The following is an 18,279-nucleotide window of genomic DNA, read 5'->3' as shown; positions in this document are numbered from 1 at the left end:
TCGCCGTACAAACACGCGCGCTCGCGTGCGGCGTTATCAGGCCGCGTCGAACTTGCGGGCCCGCAAGGCCCGCTTGACCCCGGCCTGGCCCTCGAGCACCAGCCGCCGTAATGCCGGCGGCACCTCCGGGTCGGACAGGAACTTGTCGGCGGTCGCGATGCCGGCCTCGCTGATGTTCCAGTGCGGGTACAGGCCGATCACCACCGTTTGCGCGACTTCGCTGGAACGCCGCGCCCACACGCCCGGTATCGCCTCGAAATAGCGGTCGGTGAACGGGGTGAGCAAGTCGTGCTGCCCGGGCGGTGCGAAGCCCGCGATGATGCTGCGGGCCGTGATGTTGGCCAGGGTGTCGTCCTCGATCACCATGGTCCACGCGTCCTCCTTGACCTGCGGCTGTGGCCGGGCCGTCGCCGCCTGGGCGCCGTGCCGCTTGCCGGCGGCGGTCGGATCGTGCTCTACCTCCGCGTCGATGAAGGGCGTGGTGGGCCCGTCGGCGTCGATTTCCCCGGCGCTCGCCAGCGCGGTCACAATGCGCCACCGCAGGTCGGTGTCGATCTCGAGGCCGCGCAGCCCCAACTCGGCAGGGTCGTGGTCGAGCAGGTCCGCCAGCGCCACGACATGCCGGGTCGACAGCACCGACGAACACAGGGTGTTGACGAATGCGAGCTGGTGATCAGAGCCGGAGTCGGCGGCGCGCGCCAGCTCCAGCAGCCGGTCGGCGAACTGCGGCCACCCCTGCTCGTGCGCCCAACCCGGCTCGGCGTAGGAGGCCAGCGCCGTCTGCGCTTGCAGCAGCAACCGCTGTGCGACACCGACCTCGGTTTCGGCGTGCACCCCGCCGGAGACCAGGGCCACGAAGTCGCGGGCACGCAATTCGGCCTCGCGTGTCATCTCCCACGCCGCCGACCACACCAGGGAGCGCGGCAGCGGCTCGGCGATGTCGGCGATTCGCTGCAGCGCGGTCCGCAGCGACTCGCCGTCCAGCCGCAGTGAGCAATAGGTAAGATCGTCATCGTTCACCAGCACCAGCTGGCCGCGCGAAACACCAACCAGCGCAGGGACTTCCGTGAGAGGGCCGTCGAGGTCGAGCTCTTCGCGCCGCACCCGCACCAGCTTGCCGGCGCCGTCATCGTCGTAGATCCCGATCGCCATCCGGTGCACTCGGGTTTCACCGGCCCCTGGGGCGGCGCCGCTCTGTGTCACCGCGAACCGAGTAAAGCGGCCGTCCGCGTCCACGTCGAAATCCGGCCGCAACGTGTTCAACCCGGTCGTCTTCAACCACTGCCGCCCCCAGTCGGACAGGTCCCGGCCGGACGCCTTCTCCAGGGCGGCGACCAGGTCGTCGAAGGTGGCGTTGCCGAACGCGTGGCTGCGGAAGTAGTCGCGCAGGCCGGCCAGGAAGTGCTCCAGCCCGACGTAGGCGACCAGCTGCTTGAGGACGGAAGCGCCCTTGGCGTAGGTGATGCCGTCGAAGTTCACCTCGACCGCGGCCAGGTCGGGGATGTCCGCGGCGATCGGATGGGTGGACGGCAGTTGGTCTTGGCGGTACGCCCAGGACTTCTCGACCGTCGCGAATGTCGTCCAGGCCTCGGTGAATTCAGTGGCCTCGGCCTGGCACAGCACCGACGCGAACGTCGCGAAGGACTCGTTGAGCCACAGGTCGTCCCACCAGGTCATGGTGACGAGGTCCCCGAACCACATGTGCGCCATCTCGTGCAGCACGGTTTCGGCCCGCCGCTCGTAGGACGCCCGGGTGACCTTGCTGCGAAAGACGTAGTCCTCCAGGAAGGTCACCGCCCCCGCGTTTTCCATTGCGCCGGCGTTGAATTCGGGCACAAACAGCTGATCGTATTTGCCGAAGGCGTAGGGCAGCCCGAAGTTCTTGTGGTAGAAGGCGAATCCCTGCTTGGTCTGGGCGAACAACCGCTCGGCGTCCATGTGTCGCGCCAACGATTCCCGGCAGAAGATGCCCAGCGGGATCTCGCCGTGTTCGTCGGTGTAGCTGTCCTTCCATTCGGCGTACGGGCCGGCGATCAGGGCCACCAGATAGGTGCTCATCCGCGGGGTGGTGGCGAAAACATGTACGCCATCGTCGGCGGAGACGGACACCGGCGCGCCGTTGGAGACCACTTTCCAGTGCTTGGGCGCCGTCACCCGGAGGTCGAACGTCGCCTTGAGGTCGGGCTGGTCGAAGCAGGCGAACATGCGCTTGGCGTCGGCGGTTTCGAATTGTGAGTACAGGTACGTCTCGTTGTCGACCGGGTCGACGAAGCGATGCAGACCCTCACCGGAGTTGGAGTAGCGGCAGTCCGCGTCGACCACGAGGACGTTGTGCTTCTCAAGACCGCGCAACGGGATGCCCGTCGATTCGTCGTATCCGGACACATCCAGGTCGCGCCCGTTGAGGGTGGCGCCGCGCACCGTCTCGGCGGCGAGGTCGATGTACGAGTCGGCGCCGGGAAGCGCGTCGAACACCACGGTGGTCGTGGAGCGGAACGTGCTTTCGCCCGGGCCGCCGTTGCCGTCGGTGACGTCGAGGTCGATCTGGTAGCTGTCGACGGTGATCAGGGCGGCGCGTTCGACGGCCTGATCCCGGGTGAGATTAGGAAGGGCCACGCGTCCAACTTACGTGCCCGGCCCGCACCTCGGGCACTGCGGGAACAGGCGCGCGGCGCCTACGGTTGTGCTGAACGGTGTACCGACCGACGAGAGGATTGCGCTATGGCTGATAAGGCTGCCGAGAAAGACCAAGCCGACTTCTGGTTCGATCCGCTGTGCCCGTGGTGCTGGATCACTTCGCGCTGGATCCTCGAGGTGGAGAAGGTCCGCGACATCGAGGTGCACTTTCACGTCATGAGCCTGGCGATCCTCAACGAGAACCGTGAAGGCCTGTCCGACAAGTATCGCGAAATGATGAAGCACGCGCGGGGTCCGGTGCGGGTGGCGATCGCCGCCGAGCAGGCCCACGGTGCCGGAGTCCTGGACCCGCTGTACACCGCCATGGGCACCCGGATTCACAACGAGGACAACAAGAACCTCGAGGAGGTCATCAAGTTGTCGCTGGCCGACGCCGGCCTGCCCGCGGAGCTCGCCGAGGCCGCGCAGAGCGAGGCGTACGACGACGCCCTGCGCAAGAGCCACCACGCCGGCATGGACGCCGTGGGCGACGACGTCGGCACGCCGACCATTCACGTCAACGGTGTGGCGTTCTTCGGGCCGGTGCTCTCGAAGATCCCGCGCGGCGAGGAGGCCGGCAAGCTATGGGACGCCTCGGTGACCTTCGCGTCCTACCCGCACTTCTTCGAACTCAAGCGGACTCGCACCGAGAAGCCCGAATTCGACTGACAAGGCGGGCGGCGACCCGCGGCGCCCGGTCCCCCGCGCTTGCGATCGCCGCGGCGAGCGGCTGTGTAAGGATGGCGGGCATGCGCGTCTACCTCGGCTCTGACCACGCCGGATTCGAGCTCAAGCAGCAGATCATCGAGCACCTCAAAGCGTCGGGGCACGAGCCGATCGACTGCGGCGCCTTCACCTATGACGCCGAGGACGACTACCCGGCGTTCTGCATCGCGGCTGCGACGCGCACGGTGGCCGACCCCGGCAGCCTGGGCATCGTGCTGGGCGGTTCGGGAAATGGTGAACAGATTGCGGCCAACAAGGTGCCGGGGGCCCGCTGCGCGCTGGGATGGAGCGCCGAGACGGCGACGCTGGCCCGCGAGCACAACAACGCCCAGTTGATTGGGATCGGCGGTCGCATGCATACCGTCCCGGAGGCGTTGGCCATCGTGGACGCCTTCCTCAGTGCGCAATGGTCGAAAGCCGAACGCCACCAACGGCGTATCGACATCCTCGCCGAGTACGAGCGCACTCACCAGGCGCCGCCGGTGCCCGGCGCGCAGGGCTGAGGCGCCCATGCCTGAAGGGCATACCCTGCACCGGCTGGCCCGGCTGCATCAGCGCCGCTTCGGTGGGGCACCCGTCGCGGTGTCGAGCCCGCAGGGCCGCTTCGTCGATTCGGCTGTGGTGGACGGCCGCGTGTTGCGCCGCACCAGCGTCTGGGGCAAGCACCTGTTTCACCACTACGACGGCGGACCGATCGTGCACGTGCACCTGGGCCTCTACGGTGCCTTCACCGAATGGCCGCGCGCTGACGCGGTCCTTCCCGAACCGGTCGGGCAGGTCCGGATGCGAATGGTCGGCGCCGAGTACGGCACCGACTTGCGCGGCCCCACGGTTTGCGAGGTCATCGACGAGGGCCAGGTTTCCGGCGTGCTGGCCAAGCTCGGTCCCGACCCGCTGCGTAACGACGCCGATCCGTCGTGGGCATGGAGCCGAATTGCGAAGTCCCGCAGGCCCATTGGTGCATTGCTGATGGATCAGGCCATTGTCGCCGGCGTGGGCAACGTCTACCGCAACGAGCTGCTCTACCGCCACGGCATCGACCCGTTCCGTCCCGGCCGGGACGTCGGCGAGGCGGAGTTCGACGCGGCGTGGACCGATCTGGTGGCGCTGATGAAGGTCGGCTTGCGCCGCGGCAAGATCGTCGTGGTGCGGCCCGAGCACGACCACGGGCCGCCGTCGTATCGGGCCGGGCGGCCGCGGACGTATGTGTACCGGCGCGCCGGCGAGGCCTGCCGGGTCTGCGGAGATTCGATCCGCACGACCGTGCTGGAGGGGCGAAATGTGTTCTGGTGCCCCAGCTGTCAGAAGTGACGTGCCGCGTTTGTGCGGAACCTAGACGACGCCCAGCGCGGCGTAGATCTCGTTGCTGAGGGCGAGGCTGCGCGGGTCGGCGTTGGCCTTGGTGGCGTCGAAGCGGTTCATCACGTACGCGTAGCCGATCCGGTGTTCCAGGTCGACGAACCCGAAGGAGCCGCCCAGGCCGCCGTGGCCGAAGATCCGCGGGTTGGGCCCGTTGACGCACCGCTGGTTGAGCATGTAGCCCAAACCCCAGCCGTGATCGGCGACCCGCGGCCCCAGCACCAAGTCGGTCTCCAGGCCGCCCTGGCACTGCCGCACCAGGTCCATGTGCTCGCGGCTGAGCACCTTCTCCTGGGCGAGCGCGTTGTAGAACGTCGCCAATCCCAGGGCCGACACCTGCCCGTTCGTGCCCGGGAACTCGAGTTCGCGCCACAGCCGCAGGTCGTGGGAGCCCAACTCGTCGTCGGGGGCGAAACCCATGGAGATCGACAGCCCCGCCTTGGGATGCTCGGCCAGGCTAATCGGGTAGCCGGGGGCTTGCGCGTCGGCCAGCAGGTCGCGGGCGTGCGGCTTGTTGACCCGCTCGGCGCAGCGGCGTTGTTCGGCCAGCGACAACCCGATGTGGACGTCGGCGCCGAGCGGTTCGGCGATCTCGGTGCGTAGATACTGGCCGATCGTCCGGCCCGTGACCCGCCGGAACACCTCGCCGAGGATGAATCCGAAGGTGGTCATGTGGTAGCCCTGGGCGGTGCCCGGCTCCCAGTAGGGTTCCGCCGCGGCCAGCTGGGCGCAGACGAAGTCCCAATCGGCAACGTCTTCCCAGCGCAGCCGGGTGCGGGGGCCGATCACACCGGACCGGTGGCTCATCACCATCGCCAGCGTGATGTCTTGTTTGCCCGCCTGCCCGAACTCGGGCCAGTAGTGGGCAACCGGCGCCTGCAGGTCCAGCTCGCCCCGGTCGGCCAGCTGGTGGACACAGGTGGCCGACAGGCCCTTGGTGCCGGACAACACCGTGGTCAGCGTGTTCTGCTGCCAGGGCCGGGTGCGGGCGGCGTCGGCCCAGCCGCCCCAGAGGTTGACGACGAGGGACCCGTCCACCCACGCAGCGACGGCCGCGCCAACTTCATCGCCCAGCGTGAAGTTGCGCTCAAACGCGTCGCGCACTCCGGCGAAGTCCGACGCGCATGAGCCATGGATTTTGACGTCGCTCATGGCGCCTTTCTATGGAGCAGAGCCTTACCCCGAGCGGGCGACGGGAATCGAACCCGCGTAGCTAGTTTGGAAGACTAGGGCTCTACCATTGAGCTACGCCCGCATGTGCTAGTCGAGCGTGACTGTAGCTGTCGACGAAGATCAAATCTAATCGACGCGGTCTTGTGATCGCTCCGTGAGGGTTCCGAGGTCGCCGCGAAGCCTGTGGCCAACCCGGTCGCGAGGGGCCTTAGGATCATCGAGGTCAGCGCGGGGTGTAGCGCAGCTTGGTAGCGCATCCGCTTTGGGAGCGGAAGGCCGCAGGTTCAAATCCTGTCACCCCGACCAGCACGACCCCGTGCCGCATGCACACGGCCCACCGAACGCCAGGAACGACCATCGAGGAGCGCCCCCGTGAAGAGCACCGTCGAGCAGTTGAGCCCTACCCGGGTCCGCATCAACGTGGAGGTGCCGTTCTCCGAATTGGAGCCCGACTTCCAGCGCGCCTACCGGGAGTTGGCCAAGCAAGTGCGGCTTCCCGGTTTCCGGCCGGGTAAGGCGCCGGCGAAGTTGCTGGAGGCCCGGTTCGGCCGGGAGGCGCTGCTCGACCAGGTCGTCAACGAGGCGTTGCCCGCGCGGTACGGGCAGGCGGTCGTCGATTCGGAGGTGCAACCCCTCGGCCAGCCCGAAATTGAGGTCACCAAGAAGGAGTACGGCCAGGAGCTGGCGTTCACCGCTGAGGTCGACGTCCGCCCCAAGATCGAGCTGCCGGACCTGGGTGCGCTGAAGATCTCGGTCGACCCCGTCGACGTCAGCGACGAGGACGTCGACGCCGAATTGCAGTCGCTGCGCGCCCGTTTCGGCACCCTGACCGGTGTCGACAGGCCGGTGGCCACCGGTGACTTCGTCTCCATCGACCTGTCGGCCACCATCAACGGCGAAGACGTGCCGGGGGCCGCCGCGGAGGGCCTGTCCCACGAGGTCGGGTCGGGCCGGCTCATCGCCGGCCTCGACGACGCCCTGGTCGGTTTGTCCGTCGATGAGTCCCGGGAGTTCACCGCCCAGCTGGCGGCCGGTGACCACGCCGGGCAGGACGCGCAGGTGACCGTCACCGTCAAGTCGATCAAGCAACGCGAGCTTCCGGAGCCCGACGACGAGTTCGCCCAACTGGCCAGCGAGTTCGACACCATCGATGAGCTGCGGTCGAGCCTGCGCGAGCAGGTGGGCCGGGTCAAGCGGGCTCAGCAGGCCGACCAGATCCGTAACGCGGCGCTGGACACGCTGCTCGAGCAGGTCGACGTGCCGCTGCCGGAAGCGATCGTCAAGGCGCAGGTCGATAGCTCGCTTCACGACGCGCTGCACAGCCTCGACCACGACGAGGCCAAGCTCGAAGAGGCGCTCGCCGGGCAGGGCAAGACACGCGAGGAGTTCGAGACCGACACGCGCACCGCCGCGGAGACGGACGTCAAGAGGCAGCTGCTGCTGGATGCACTGGCCGACGAGTTGGAGGTCCAGGTCGGCCAGGACGATTTGACCGAGCGACTGGTTGCGACGTCTCGGCAATACGGCATCGAGCCGCAGCAGCTGTTGGGCTACCTGCAGGAGAACAACCAGCTGCCGGCCATGTTCGCCGACGTGCGGCGCGGGCTGGCCATCGCGGAGGTGGTGCGGGCGGCGACGGTCACCGACACGGACGGGAACGCCATCGACACCAGTGAGTTCTTCGGCAAGCGGTCGTCGGCCGACGATGCCGAGCCGACAGGCGAGGCGGAGGAGGCCGACCATCCAACCTCGGACGAGGCCGACGTGGCCGAGGAAGCCGACGCAGCCGAAGACGCTGACAACGCTGACGACGCTGAAGCCCCCGGCGACGAAACGGAATGACCTCTTTGACGCTGTGAGCGAAAGCGCCCAATTGAGGGGGAGCGTGGCCGCGAAACAGTGGGCTCGGTTGGTTAGTGTCGATGCATAGAAGAACTCGAGAAAGCAGGTAACCCAGTCGTGTCTGACATGCGTTCGCCCTCGCAAGGGCTCAACCTCACGGACTCGGTCTATGAGCGCTTGCTCTCCGAGCGCATCATCTTCCTGGGTTCGGAGGTGAACGACGAGGTCGCCAACCGGCTGTGCGCGCAGATCCTGCTGCTCGCCGCCGAGGACGCCGACAAGGACATCTCGCTGTACATCAACTCCCCGGGCGGGTCGATCAGCGCCGGCATGGCGATCTACGACACCATGGTGCTCGCGCCCTGTGACATCGCCACCTACGCGATGGGCATGGCGGCCTCGATGGGCGAGTTCCTGTTGGCGGCGGGCACCAAGGGCAAGCGCTACGCGCTGCCGCACGCGCGCATCCTGATGCACCAGCCGCTCGGCGGGGTGACGGGTAGCGCGGCCGACATCGCCATCCAGGCCGAGCAGTTCCATGTCATCAAGAAGGAGATGTTCCGGCTCAACGCCGAATTCACCGGGCAGTCGATCGAACGCATCGAGGCCGATTCCGACCGCGACCGCTGGTTCACCGCACCGGAAGCCTTGGAATACGGGTTCGTCGACCACATCATCACCCGCGCCGCCCACATCACCAACGGAGAAGCCCAGTGAGTACCCAGCACCCTCAGATCCAGCCGCAGGCGCGCTACATCCTGCCGTCGTTCATCGAGCACTCCAGCTTCGGCGTCAAGGAGTCCAACCCCTACAACAAGCTGTTCGAGGAGCGCATCATCTTCCTCGGCGTCCAGGTCGACGACGCTTCGGCGAACGACATCATGGCGCAGCTGCTGGTGCTGGAGTCGCTGGACCCCGACCGCGACATCACCATGTACATCAATTCGCCCGGCGGCGGTTTCACCTCACTGATGGCGATCTACGACACCATGCAGTACGTGCGCGCCGACATCCAGACGGTGTGCCTAGGTCAGGCCGCCTCTGCCGCGGCGGTGTTGCTGGCCGCGGGAACTCCCGGCAAGCGGATGGCGCTGCCCAACGCGCGGGTGCTGATCCACCAGCCGTCGCTTCAGGGCGTGATCCAGGGCCAGTTCTCCGATCTGGAGATCCAGGCCGCCGAGATCGAGCGGATGCGCACGCTGATGGAGACCACGCTGGCCCGCCACACCGGCAAGGACGCAGGGACGATCCGCAAGGACACCGACCGGGACAAGATCCTGACCGCCGAAGAGGCCAAGGACTACGGGATTATCGACACCGTCCTCGAGTACCGGAAACTGTCCGCGCAGAACGCCTAGTCTGTCGGTCACGCCGAACGCGCGCTCATTGAGAATCCCCGCGTAATTCTTCGCGCTCGGTGCACGCTCGGCGAACGTCGGCGATGTCGGACGGCCCCACCCGGCAGCAGCCACCGACGATGCGCGCCCCGGCCGCCACCCACTGCGTGGCCAGCTGCGCGGAAAACGAACGCGTCCCGGCCCACGCCCGGCCGTCCCACCGCTCGCCGCTGTTGGGGTAGACGATCACCGGCTTGCCGGTCGCCGAGGCGATCTCGATCGCCGGCAGCACATCCTCGGGCGCACAGCAGTTGACGCCGATCGCCACGATCTCGCGTACCCCGGCGGCGACCGCGAACGCCTCGGCCAGCGGTTGCCCGGCCCGGGTCCTGGTGCCGTCGATGGTGTAGCTGAGCCAGGCCGGCGCCCCCACCGAACCGACCAGATCGACCAGCGCCTCGGCCTCGTCGATATCCGGCACGGTCTCGCATGCCAGCGCGTCCGCCCCGGCGCCGGCCAAGATCTCCAGCCGGGGCCGGTGCCACCGCCGCAGGGCGGCCACCGATAGGCCGTAGCGTCCGCGGTATTCCGATCCGTCCGCCAGCGCCGCCCCGTACGGGCCGACCGAGGCGGCGACGACCAGCCCGGTCGCGCCCGCTTCGTCCCGCGCGGTTTTCGCGAGTTCTACGCTGCGGCGCAGCAGCCCGGCGGCCGCGGCACGGTCGATCCCGCGGGAAGCGAAGCCCTCGAACGATGCCTGGTAGCTCGCCGTCGTCGCGATCGCGGCACCGGCGCGGTAAAACGCGGTGTGAATGGCGGCGATTTCTTGCGGGTCGTCCGCCAGCAGCCGCGCCGACCACAACGGGTCGGAGAGGTCATGCCCGCGCGCTTCCAGCTCGGTGGCCAGGCCGCCATCGTTGATCAGGACCGACTCGCTGTTCAGAGCCAATTCCACCCGGCCACTGTAGGGTGATTTCTTGGGGATCTGCCCATCCTCCACCGGGGTCGGCATCTCCAGCTGAAGTGGGAATCGGTCGGCGCACCAGCCTCGGTTGGGTTACGACCGCGACACGCCAAAGACACGCAAAGCGCGTCTTTCGCGAGTGACGGGCGCCGTCTGGCTATATGTTTCATCCAGACGGACAGCATGAATACCACCGACGCGATTCGGCCTTAATGGTCGCGTCGGGCCCGATCTAGCGGGTAGCGTCGGGGCATACATGCGGCACAGCAAGACGAACGGCGAAAAGGAAGTAGGCCCTCAGCACCATGGCGCGCATCGGAGACGGCGGTGACCTGCTGAAGTGCTCGTTCTGCGGGAAGAGCCAGAAGCAGGTCAAGAAACTCATTGCTGGCCCCGGTGTATACATCTGCGACGAGTGCATTGACCTCTGTAACGAGATCATCGAAGAGGAGCTGGCCGACGCCGACGACGTCAAGCTTGACGAACTTCCCAAGCCGGTTGAGATTCGGGAGTTCTTGGAGGGCTACGTCATCGGGCAGGACACCGCCAAGCGGACGCTGGCCGTCGCCGTCTACAACCACTACAAGCGCATCCAGGCGGGGGAGAAGGGACGCGACTCCCGGCACGAGCCGGTTGAGCTGACCAAGTCCAACATCTTGATGCTGGGGCCAACCGGCTGTGGCAAGACCTACCTGGCCCAGACGCTCGCCAAGATGCTCAACGTCCCGTTCGCCATCGCCGACGCCACCGCACTGACCGAAGCCGGTTATGTCGGTGAGGACGTCGAAAACATTCTGCTCAAACTCATCCAGGCCGCCGACTACGACGTCAAGCGCGCCGAGACCGGAATCATCTACATCGACGAAGTCGACAAGATCGCCCGCAAGAGCGAGAACCCGTCGATTACCCGCGACGTCTCCGGCGAGGGTGTTCAGCAGGCCCTGTTGAAAATCCTGGAGGGCACCCAAGCGTCGGTTCCCCCACAGGGCGGCCGCAAGCACCCGCACCAAGAGTTCATCCAGATCGACACCACCAACGTGCTATTCATCGTCGCGGGGGCGTTCGCCGGCCTGGAGAAGATCATCTACGAGCGCGTCGGCAAGCGCGGCCTGGGCTTCGGCGCCGAGGTGCGCTCGAAGGCCGAGATCGACACCACCGACCACTTCGCCGAAGTCATGCCCGAGGACCTGATCAAGTTCGGCCTGATCCCCGAGTTCATCGGCCGGCTGCCGGTGGTCGCTTCGGTGACCAACCTGGACCGGGAGTCGTTGGTCAAGATCCTGTCCGAGCCGAAGAACGCTCTGGTCAAGCAGTACACCCGGCTGTTCGAGATGGACGGCGTCGAGCTCGAATTCACCGACGACGCGCTGGAGGCGATCGCCGACCAGGCCATCCACCGCGGCACGGGCGCCCGTGGTCTGCGCGCCATCATGGAAGAAGTCCTGCTGCCGGTGATGTATGACATCCCGAGCCGCGACGACGTCGCCAAGGTCGTGGTGACCAAGGAGACGGTGCAGGACAACGTGCTGCCGACGATCGTGCCGCGCAAGCCGTCGCGCACCGAGCGTCGCGACAAGAGCGCCTAACACCTCGGCGGTCGAGCGGCCGCGCATCTGGGTACTAGATGCGCATGCCGGCCGCCGCTGCCACCCCCAGCCCCGTACCGCGCCGGCTTACGCGCGCGCTGGACCTGCTGAACTTCCTGCTGGCCGACGTCCGCGACGGGCTGGGCCCCTACCTCTCGATCTATCTGCTGCTGGCCCACCACTGGGATCAGGCGTCGATCGGGTTCGTCATGGCGGTCGGGGGGATCGGGGCCATCGTCGCGCAGGCGCCGGCCGGCGCGTTGGTGGACCGGAGCACGGCCAAGCGGGCCCTGGTCATCGCCGGCGCGTTGACCATCACGGCCGGTTCGTTGGCGATGCCGTTGTTCCCGGGCTTCTACTCGATCTCGGTCTTGCAGGCCCTCACCGGCATCGCCGGCTCGGTCTTCGCCCCGGCGCTGGCCGCGATCACCTTGGGCGTCGTGGGCCCCCGGTTCTTCTCCCGCCGAATCGGACGCAACGAGTCGTTCAACCACGCGGGGAACGCGTCGGCCGCCGCCATCACCGGCGGGCTGGCCTACTTCTTCGGGCCGGTGGTGGTGTTCTGGGTGCTTGCCGTCATGGCGGCCGCCAGTGTGCTTGCGACGCTGCGGATTCCGGGCGACGCGATCGACCATGACGTCGCCCGGGGCATGGACCACGTGCCGGGCGGGCCGCACGAGACGCCGTCCCGGATGGCGACGCTGCTGCACAACCGCAGGCTGATGACCTTCGCCGCGACGGTCATCGCCTTCCACTTCGCCAATGCGGCCATGCTGCCGCTGGTCGGCCAGCTGCTGGCGCTGCACAACAAGGACGTCGGGACCGCGCTGATGGCCGGTTGCATCGTCGCCGCCCAGGTGGTCATGGTGCCGGTGGCGTACTTTGCCGGAGCCAAGGCCGATTCGTGGGGACGAAAGCCGATCTTCCTGGTTGGTTTCGCGGTCTTGGCCGCCCGTGGATTTCTCTACACCGTGTCCGGCAACCCGTACTGGTTGGTCGGCGTGCAGTTGCTGGACGGCATCGGGGCCGGCGTGTTCGGCGCGCTCTTTCCGCTCGTGGTCCAGGACGTAACGCACGGCAGCGGCCGGTTCAACGTCAGTCTCGGCGCCGTGACGGCCGCGACCGGGATAGGCGCCTCCGTGTCCAACCTCGTTGCGGGCTGGATCGTGGTGGCCGGCGGCTACAACGCCGCCTTCGCTTTCCTGGGAGCGCTCGCGGGCGCGGGCTTCTTCCTGTACCTGATCGCGATGCCGGAAACGGCGCCGAGAGAATCGGCCGCCGCCGCGCAAAAGTGACCAATACCACACTTTTGGATGGTCGGCGCCACCGTCCCCCGGCTGACATCGGTTTTAGGTGTAAAACCGCTGCGTGTAATGGTTTAGAGACGATCATTCTCGTCTTAGAGAGTCTTAAAGAAGTGCCATAATTGGTACCACTAGTGACACACAGCTCGAGGGCGATGGACTCGCTTGAACAGCGCGTAACCTAAAGCTCCAGCGAAGTGCCTATCCGGATAACGAATGGAAGGCGGATACGTGGATCCGAACGGCAGCGGAGCCGGGTCTGATTCTCACAACGGCTCGAACGGGTCGCCTTCCGGTGGCGGCTCTGACCGCCGCCGCCTGGAACAAGTGGTCATTCGCTTCGCCGGCGACTCCGGTGACGGTATGCAGCTGACCGGCGACCGGTTCACCTCGGAGGCAGCGCTTTTCGGCAACGACCTGGCGACCCAGCCGAACTATCCCGCTGAGATCCGCGCGCCCGCAGGCACCCTGCCCGGGGTCTCGTCCTTCCAGATCCAAATCGCCGACTACGACATCCTCACCGCCGGTGACCGCCCCGACGTGCTCGTCGCGATGAATCCGGCGGCGCTCAAGGCCAACCTGGGCGACCTGCCGCGCGGCGGCATGGTGATCGCCAACTCCGACGAGTTCACCAAGCGCAACCTGACCAAGGTCGGGTACGTAACGAACCCCCTCGAGTCCGACGAGTTGTCCGACTATGTCGTGCATTCCGTCGCGATGACCACGCTGACGCTGGGCGCCGTCGAGGCGATCGGCGCGTCGAAGAAGGACGGCCAGCGCGCCAAGAACATGTTCGCGCTGGGCCTGCTGTCGTGGATGTACGGCCGCCCCATCGAGACCAGCGAGAAGTTCATCCGGGAGAAGTTCGCCCGCAAGCCGGATATCGCCGAAGCCAACGTCTTGGCGCTCAAGGCGGGCTGGAACTACGGCGAAACGACCGAGGCGTTCGGCACCACCTACGAGGTCTCGCGGGCGACCTTGCCGACCGGCGAATACCGCCAAATTTCCGGCAACAGCGCGATGGCCTACGGCATCGTCGCGGCGGGTCAGCTGGCCGACATCCCGGTGGTGCTGGGCAGTTACCCGATCACGCCGGCGTCGGACATCCTGCACGAGCTGTCCAAGCACAAGAACTTCAACGTCATCACCTTCCAGGCCGAGGACGAGATCGGCGGCATCTGCGCCGCGATCGGCGCCTCGTACGGCGGTGCCCTCGGCGTCACGAGCACGTCGGGCCCGGGGATCTCGTTGAAGTCCGAGGCGTTGGGGCTCGCGGTGATGACCGAATTGCCTCTGCTCGTCATCGACGTTCAGCGTGGCGGGCCCTCGACCGGCCTGCCGACCAAGACCGAACAGGCCGACCTGCTGCAGGCGTTGTTCGGCCGCAACGGGGAGTCGCCGGTTGCCGTGCTGGCCCCACGCTCGCCGTCCGACTGCTTCGAAACCGCGCTCGAGGCGGTGCGCATCGCGGTCTCGTATCACACCCCGGTGATCGTCCTGTCCGACGGCGCGATCGCCAACGGTTCGGAGCCGTGGCGCATTCCGGACGTCGGCGCGCTGCAGCCGATCAAGCACACGTTCGCCAAGCCGGACGAGCCGTTCCAGCCGTACAACCGCGATCCGGAGACGCTCGCGCGCCAATTCGCCGTTCCGGGTACTCCGGGCCTCGAGCACCGGATCGGTGGCCTGGAAGCGGCCAACGGCTCGGGCGCCATCTCCTACGAGCCGGTCAACCACGACCTCATGGTTCGGTTGCGCCAGGCCAAGATTGACGGCATCTCGGTTCCCGACCTCGAGGTCGACGACCCGACCGGAGACGCCGAGTTGCTGCTGATCGGCTGGGGCAGCTCGTATGGCCCGATCGGCGAAGCCTGCCGGCGCGCGCGGCGCAAGGGCGTCAAGGTCGCGCACGCCCACCTGCGCTACCTGAACCCGTTCCCGGCGAACCTGGGCGATGTGTTGCGGCGTTACCCGATGGTGGTGTGCCCGGAGATGAACCTGGGCCAGCTTGCGTTGTTACTCCGCGGCAAGTACCTGGTGGATGTCCAATCGGTCAGCAAGGTTCAAGGCGTCGCGTTCCTCGCCGACGAGATCGGGCGCGTCATCCGGGCCGCGCAGGGCGGCACGCTGGCCGAAATCGAGCAAGACAAGACGATGGTCGCAAGAATGGCGGCAGCAACGGTTGGAGCGGGAGCTATCGAATGACCGACCTGATGGGAAACCTGGCGGGCACCGACCTCGGGCTGACCCCGAGGCTGAAGAAGAACGACGGTGTGCCGACCACGGATCAGCCGCAGAAGGGCAAGGACTTCACCAGTGACCAAGAGGTCCGCTGGTGTCCCGGGTGTGGGGACTACGTCATCCTCAACACGATCCGTAACTTCCTGCCCGAGCTCGGGCTGCGTCGCGAGAACATCGTGTTCATCAGCGGCATCGGTTGCTCGAGCCGGTTCCCGTATTACTTGGAGACCTACGGGTTTCACTCGATCCACGGCCGCGCGCCGGCCATCGCGACCGGCCTGGCGCTGGCCCGCGAGGACCTGTCGGTGTGGGTGGTCACCGGTGACGGCGACGCGTTGTCGATCGGCGGCAACCACCTGATCCACGCGCTGCGCCGCAACGTCAACATCACGATCCTGTTGTTCAACAACCGGATCTACGGGCTGACCAAGGGCCAGTACTCGCCGACGTCGGAGGTCGGCAAGGTCACCAAGTCGACCCCGATGGGATCGCTGGACCACCCGTTCAATCCGGTGTCATTGGCGCTGGGCGCTGAAGCGACGTTCGTCGGCCGCGCACTCGACTCCGACCGCAACGGACTGACCGAGGTGTTGCGCGCCGCTGCCGAGCACCGCGGTGCCGCGGTGGTCGAAATCCTGCAGGACTGCCCGATTTTCAACGACGGCTCCTTCGACGTGCTGCGCAAGGAGGGTGCGGAGGAGCGGGTGGTCAACATCCGCCACGGTGAGCCGATCACTTTTGGCGCGGACGGTGAGTACTGCGTGGTGAAGTCGGGCTTCGGCCTCGAGTTCGCCAAGACCGCCGACGTGGCCGTGGACGAGATCATGGTGCACGACGCGCACACCGACGACTCGGCATACGCCTTCGCGCTGTCGCGGCTGTCCGACCAGAATCTCGAGCACACCGTGCTGGGTATCTTCCGGAATGTCAGCCGGCCCACCTACGACGACGCGGCGCGCTCCCAGGTGCAGGCCGCCCGCGCCGCCAAGCCGTTTGACGCCGCCGCCCTGCAATCGCTGCTGCGTGGGCGCGACACCTGGACCGTCGACTGACGTGGGCGAAACGAGTTCACTGGCCGGCGTAGTGCTCGCCGGCGGTGCATCGCAACGGATGGGGCGTGACAAAGCCAGCCTCCCGGTCCCCGGGGCCGCGGGCTCCGACGCAACCACGATGGTCGAACACGTAGTCGGCATCCTTAAACAGCGTTGCGACCCAGTGCTTGTCATGGCCGCTCAAGGGCAGCCGTTGCCCGAATTGCAGGCTCGGGTCATGCGCGACGAACTGCGCGGCCTGGGTCCGTTGCCGGCGACGGGGCGGGCGCTGCACGCGGCCGCCGACGCCGGTGCCCGGCTCGCCTTCGTGTGCGCCGTCGACATGCCGCTCCTGGCCGTCGAACTCATCGACGACCTCGTCCGCCGTGCGCTGGAGACCGGTGCCGAAGTGGTGCTGCCGTGGGACGGTCAGGACCACTATCTGGCCGCGGTGTACCGGACGGACCTGGCTGACCGAGTCGATGTGTTGGTGGGCGCCGGCGAGCGCAAGATGCGCGCCTTGGTTGACTCATCGGATGCCCAACGCATCGTGACGTCGAATTCGCGGTGGCTGACCAATGTCAACACCGATGCCGAGCTCCGTGCCCTCGCACAGCCGCGTGGCTGACGACAGCACGCACGAGCCGGTCGCGGCCTGAACCGCGCCAGATAAATTCTGCGTAAATACTCGGGCGTTGCGACCACGCCGGAGAATGCGCAAGCCTATTCGACATAAGACGAGTTCTCCTTTTACGCCATTGATAATGGCTTGTTGACGCGCCGCGGAATTGAGGATCCGCATCGTGATCTGTTGTCACACCGGGGATTTCAGGTCCATTGATCCCGGCTTCATCGGAGACCGCGGGCGGCTCTGCACCTGGTGTGAACGAAATCCCAGACCTCGTCAGCAAATTGGTGTCGCCAAATCGGACGGTCGATGGGAGGCGGTCGTCGCAGCAGTCGCCTTGCGTGGTCGTTGAGCGCGGTCACGGGCAGCGATGGGCCGAAACATGCTGTGCAGAAGGCATTTTGAAACCAGCCGTGCTGGCGGTACGGCTACACCGCCGGCTCGCGCTTGTGCTTATTCGAATGATGCAAGTTAGCTAGCAGCACAACGCAATTCGCACATATGGTCGGGCGTGGCTTGTGACGAAGCAACGTAACTTGTTGTAAGCTACGCCCCTTCGCGATGCCGGACCCGAGTCCATCAGGGCCGCAACGACTCAACCTGGTCGCGCAAATACGTGGGCCAGTTCACAAAATAGGCGTGATTCGGCTCACGATTTGAAGGGCCGTGCGATTGTTGGGTACCTGCCGAAAACGCGCTGCTGACCTGCCGAAATGGCGATGGAATTGCGCCGTGATAGCCCCGTTACCGAAACGAGATGGCCATTTTCCGAAGATGACGAACGCGGCTGGGTCTCGTACGGTCCCTGTTAGCCCGCAACGGGTTACGGAAGAGTAACTGAAAACAGAATCACGGACCCGCGTGTGAGCGGGGCTGCGGACGGCGAAGCCCAGTCCGCGGCCGGCGGGTAGCACCCTGCCGGGCGATTCGAGCCCACCGCTGTCGTGCCGAACAAGTCGGCACGTTCCGAAGCAGGTTTTCCGCATCAACCAAGACCGTCAGCCCACCCCCCCGTGGGCTTACTTCGGCGCGCGCGCACCGCGAAAGGAAAGATATTGAAGAACGTCCGTAAGACGCTCGTTCTTGCCGCGGTCACGGGCACCCTCGTGACCATCCCGTCGGCCTCCGCGACTGCGGAGCCGATGGGCTTCGACCCCAACGTGGCGCCCGCCGGGGCGCCGGACGCGCCGTTGGCGCGCCAGGTGCTCGGCGTGAATTGCAGGCCACCGGAGAACCCGTTACCGGTGCTGATCGACCAGTTGCCACCCGACTCGCACTGCGCGATGGCGTCCCAGTTCACGCTGTACGCGTGGACAGGCGGAGGCGGCGGGGCCTCCGGCCCCAGCGCGGCGGCGCGCGAGCGCGGCTACTACAAGATCGAGACCTACGCCACCACGACCACCGGCGCCCGG

14 protein-coding genes, 2 tRNA genes and 1 pseudogene are annotated in these 18,279 nt (G+C 66.7%); 12 read left to right on the top strand and 5 right to left on the bottom strand.

Going from position 1 to position 18,279, the window contains the following annotated elements; translation table 11 throughout:
- Positions 1-36 precede the first annotated feature (36 nt).
- Positions 37-2,616 carry an aminopeptidase N gene (gene pepN, locus A5678_RS08460; RefSeq protein ID WP_068040818.1) on the bottom strand — a complete coding sequence of 860 codons (2,580 nt, stop codon included), beginning with the start codon at positions 2,614-2,616 and terminating at the stop codon, positions 37-39.
- Positions 2,617-2,721: 105 nt separating this feature from the next.
- Between pepN and A5678_RS08455 the strand changes: the two genes are divergently transcribed.
- The 3 genes from A5678_RS08455 (at position 2,722) to A5678_RS08445 (ending at position 4,713) form a co-directional block, all read left to right on the top strand.
- Entirely contained in the window at positions 2,722-3,345 is a 624-nt protein-coding gene (locus A5678_RS08455) for a DsbA family protein (protein WP_068040816.1), read from the top strand.
- A gap of 80 nt (positions 3,346-3,425) precedes the next feature.
- Positions 3,426-3,905 carry a ribose-5-phosphate isomerase gene (locus A5678_RS08450; protein ID WP_068040855.1) on the top strand — a complete coding sequence of 160 codons (480 nt, stop codon included), beginning with the start codon at positions 3,426-3,428 and terminating at the stop codon, positions 3,903-3,905.
- A gap of 7 nt (positions 3,906-3,912) precedes the next feature.
- Positions 3,913-4,713: an Fpg/Nei family DNA glycosylase gene (locus tag A5678_RS08445; protein ID WP_068040814.1), complete on the top strand. Its 801-nt coding sequence runs from the start codon at positions 3,913-3,915 to the stop codon at positions 4,711-4,713.
- Positions 4,714-4,734: 21 nt separating this feature from the next.
- On the opposite strand, the gene A5678_RS08440 is transcribed toward A5678_RS08445, so the two are convergent.
- Together A5678_RS08440 and A5678_RS08435 are read right to left on the bottom strand one after the other, a co-directional pair.
- Positions 4,735-5,913, bottom strand: coding sequence for a serine hydrolase domain-containing protein (locus tag A5678_RS08440; protein WP_068040811.1), 1,179 nt, complete (start codon positions 5,911-5,913; stop codon positions 4,735-4,737).
- Positions 5,914-5,945: 32 nt separating this feature from the next.
- Positions 5,946-6,016, bottom strand: a tRNA-Gly gene (locus tag A5678_RS08435).
- A 147-nt stretch (positions 6,017-6,163) separates the two neighbouring features.
- Between A5678_RS08435 and A5678_RS08430 the strand changes: the two genes are divergently transcribed.
- The 4 genes from A5678_RS08430 to clpP2 all read left to right on the top strand — a co-directional run bounded on the left by A5678_RS08430 (position 6,164) and on the right by clpP2 (position 9,134).
- Positions 6,164-6,240 (top strand) — tRNA-Pro (locus tag A5678_RS08430).
- A 66-nt stretch (positions 6,241-6,306) separates the two neighbouring features.
- The gene (gene tig / locus A5678_RS08425; protein ID WP_068040809.1) at positions 6,307-7,776 is read left to right on the top strand and encodes a trigger factor; all 1,470 of its coding nucleotides are present in this window, start codon (positions 6,307-6,309) and stop codon (positions 7,774-7,776) included.
- A 126-nt stretch (positions 7,777-7,902) separates the two neighbouring features.
- Positions 7,903-8,493: an ATP-dependent CLP protease proteolytic subunit ClpP1 gene (clpP1, locus tag A5678_RS08420; RefSeq protein ID WP_066958374.1), complete on the top strand. Its 591-nt coding sequence runs from the start codon at positions 7,903-7,905 to the stop codon at positions 8,491-8,493.
- On the top strand, positions 8,490-9,134 hold the full coding sequence (clpP2, locus tag A5678_RS08415) for an ATP-dependent CLP protease proteolytic subunit ClpP2 (protein WP_068040807.1): 645 nt from the start codon (positions 8,490-8,492) through the stop codon (positions 9,132-9,134). The genes clpP1 and clpP2 overlap by 4 nt, the downstream gene beginning before the upstream one ends.
- Before the next feature lie 25 nt (positions 9,135-9,159).
- On the opposite strand, the gene mmuM is transcribed toward clpP2, so the two are convergent.
- The gene (mmuM, locus tag A5678_RS08410) at positions 9,160-10,062 is read right to left on the bottom strand and encodes a homocysteine S-methyltransferase (protein ID WP_197502073.1); all 903 of its coding nucleotides are present in this window, start codon (positions 10,060-10,062) and stop codon (positions 9,160-9,162) included.
- Positions 10,063-10,382: 320 nt separating this feature from the next.
- Here mmuM and clpX point away from each other — a divergent pair, with 320 nt between their 5' ends.
- The 5 genes from clpX to mobA all read left to right on the top strand — a co-directional run bounded on the left by clpX (position 10,383) and on the right by mobA (position 16,867).
- Complete coding sequence (gene clpX / locus A5678_RS08405; protein ID WP_055400128.1) at positions 10,383-11,663, top strand: ATP-dependent Clp protease ATP-binding subunit ClpX; 1,281 nt, start codon at positions 10,383-10,385, stop codon at positions 11,661-11,663.
- Positions 11,664-11,707: 44 nt separating this feature from the next.
- Positions 11,708-12,958, top strand: a complete 1,251-nt coding sequence (locus A5678_RS08400; RefSeq protein ID WP_156746815.1) for an MFS transporter — start codon at positions 11,708-11,710, stop codon at positions 12,956-12,958.
- 240 nt (positions 12,959-13,198) lie between these two features.
- Positions 13,199-15,172, top strand: coding sequence for a 2-oxoacid:acceptor oxidoreductase subunit alpha (locus A5678_RS08395; RefSeq protein WP_156746814.1), 1,974 nt, complete (start codon positions 13,199-13,201; stop codon positions 15,170-15,172).
- A complete protein-coding gene (locus A5678_RS08390; protein WP_068040802.1) occupies positions 15,169-16,260 on the top strand; it encodes a 2-oxoacid:ferredoxin oxidoreductase subunit beta in 1,092 nt (363 codons plus the stop codon). The genes A5678_RS08395 and A5678_RS08390 overlap by 4 nt, the downstream gene beginning before the upstream one ends.
- Position 16,261: 1 nt before the next feature.
- Positions 16,262-16,867: a molybdenum cofactor guanylyltransferase gene (gene mobA, locus A5678_RS08385; protein ID WP_068040800.1), complete on the top strand. Its 606-nt coding sequence runs from the start codon at positions 16,262-16,264 to the stop codon at positions 16,865-16,867.
- 1,159 nt (positions 16,868-18,026) lie between these two features.
- On the opposite strand, the pseudogene A5678_RS27800 reads toward mobA, so the two are convergent.
- Positions 18,027-18,188 (bottom strand): annotated as a pseudogene (locus A5678_RS27800) (transglycosylase family protein); the annotation flags it as partial.
- Positions 18,189-18,279 lie beyond the last annotated feature (91 nt).

Source organism: Mycobacterium sp. E2733 (assembly GCF_001667585.1).
Lineage (GTDB): Bacteria > Actinomycetota > Actinomycetes > Mycobacteriales > Mycobacteriaceae > Mycobacterium.
Note: the sequence above shows the minus strand (reverse complement) of the source record. Positions and strands in the feature narration are given on the sequence as shown.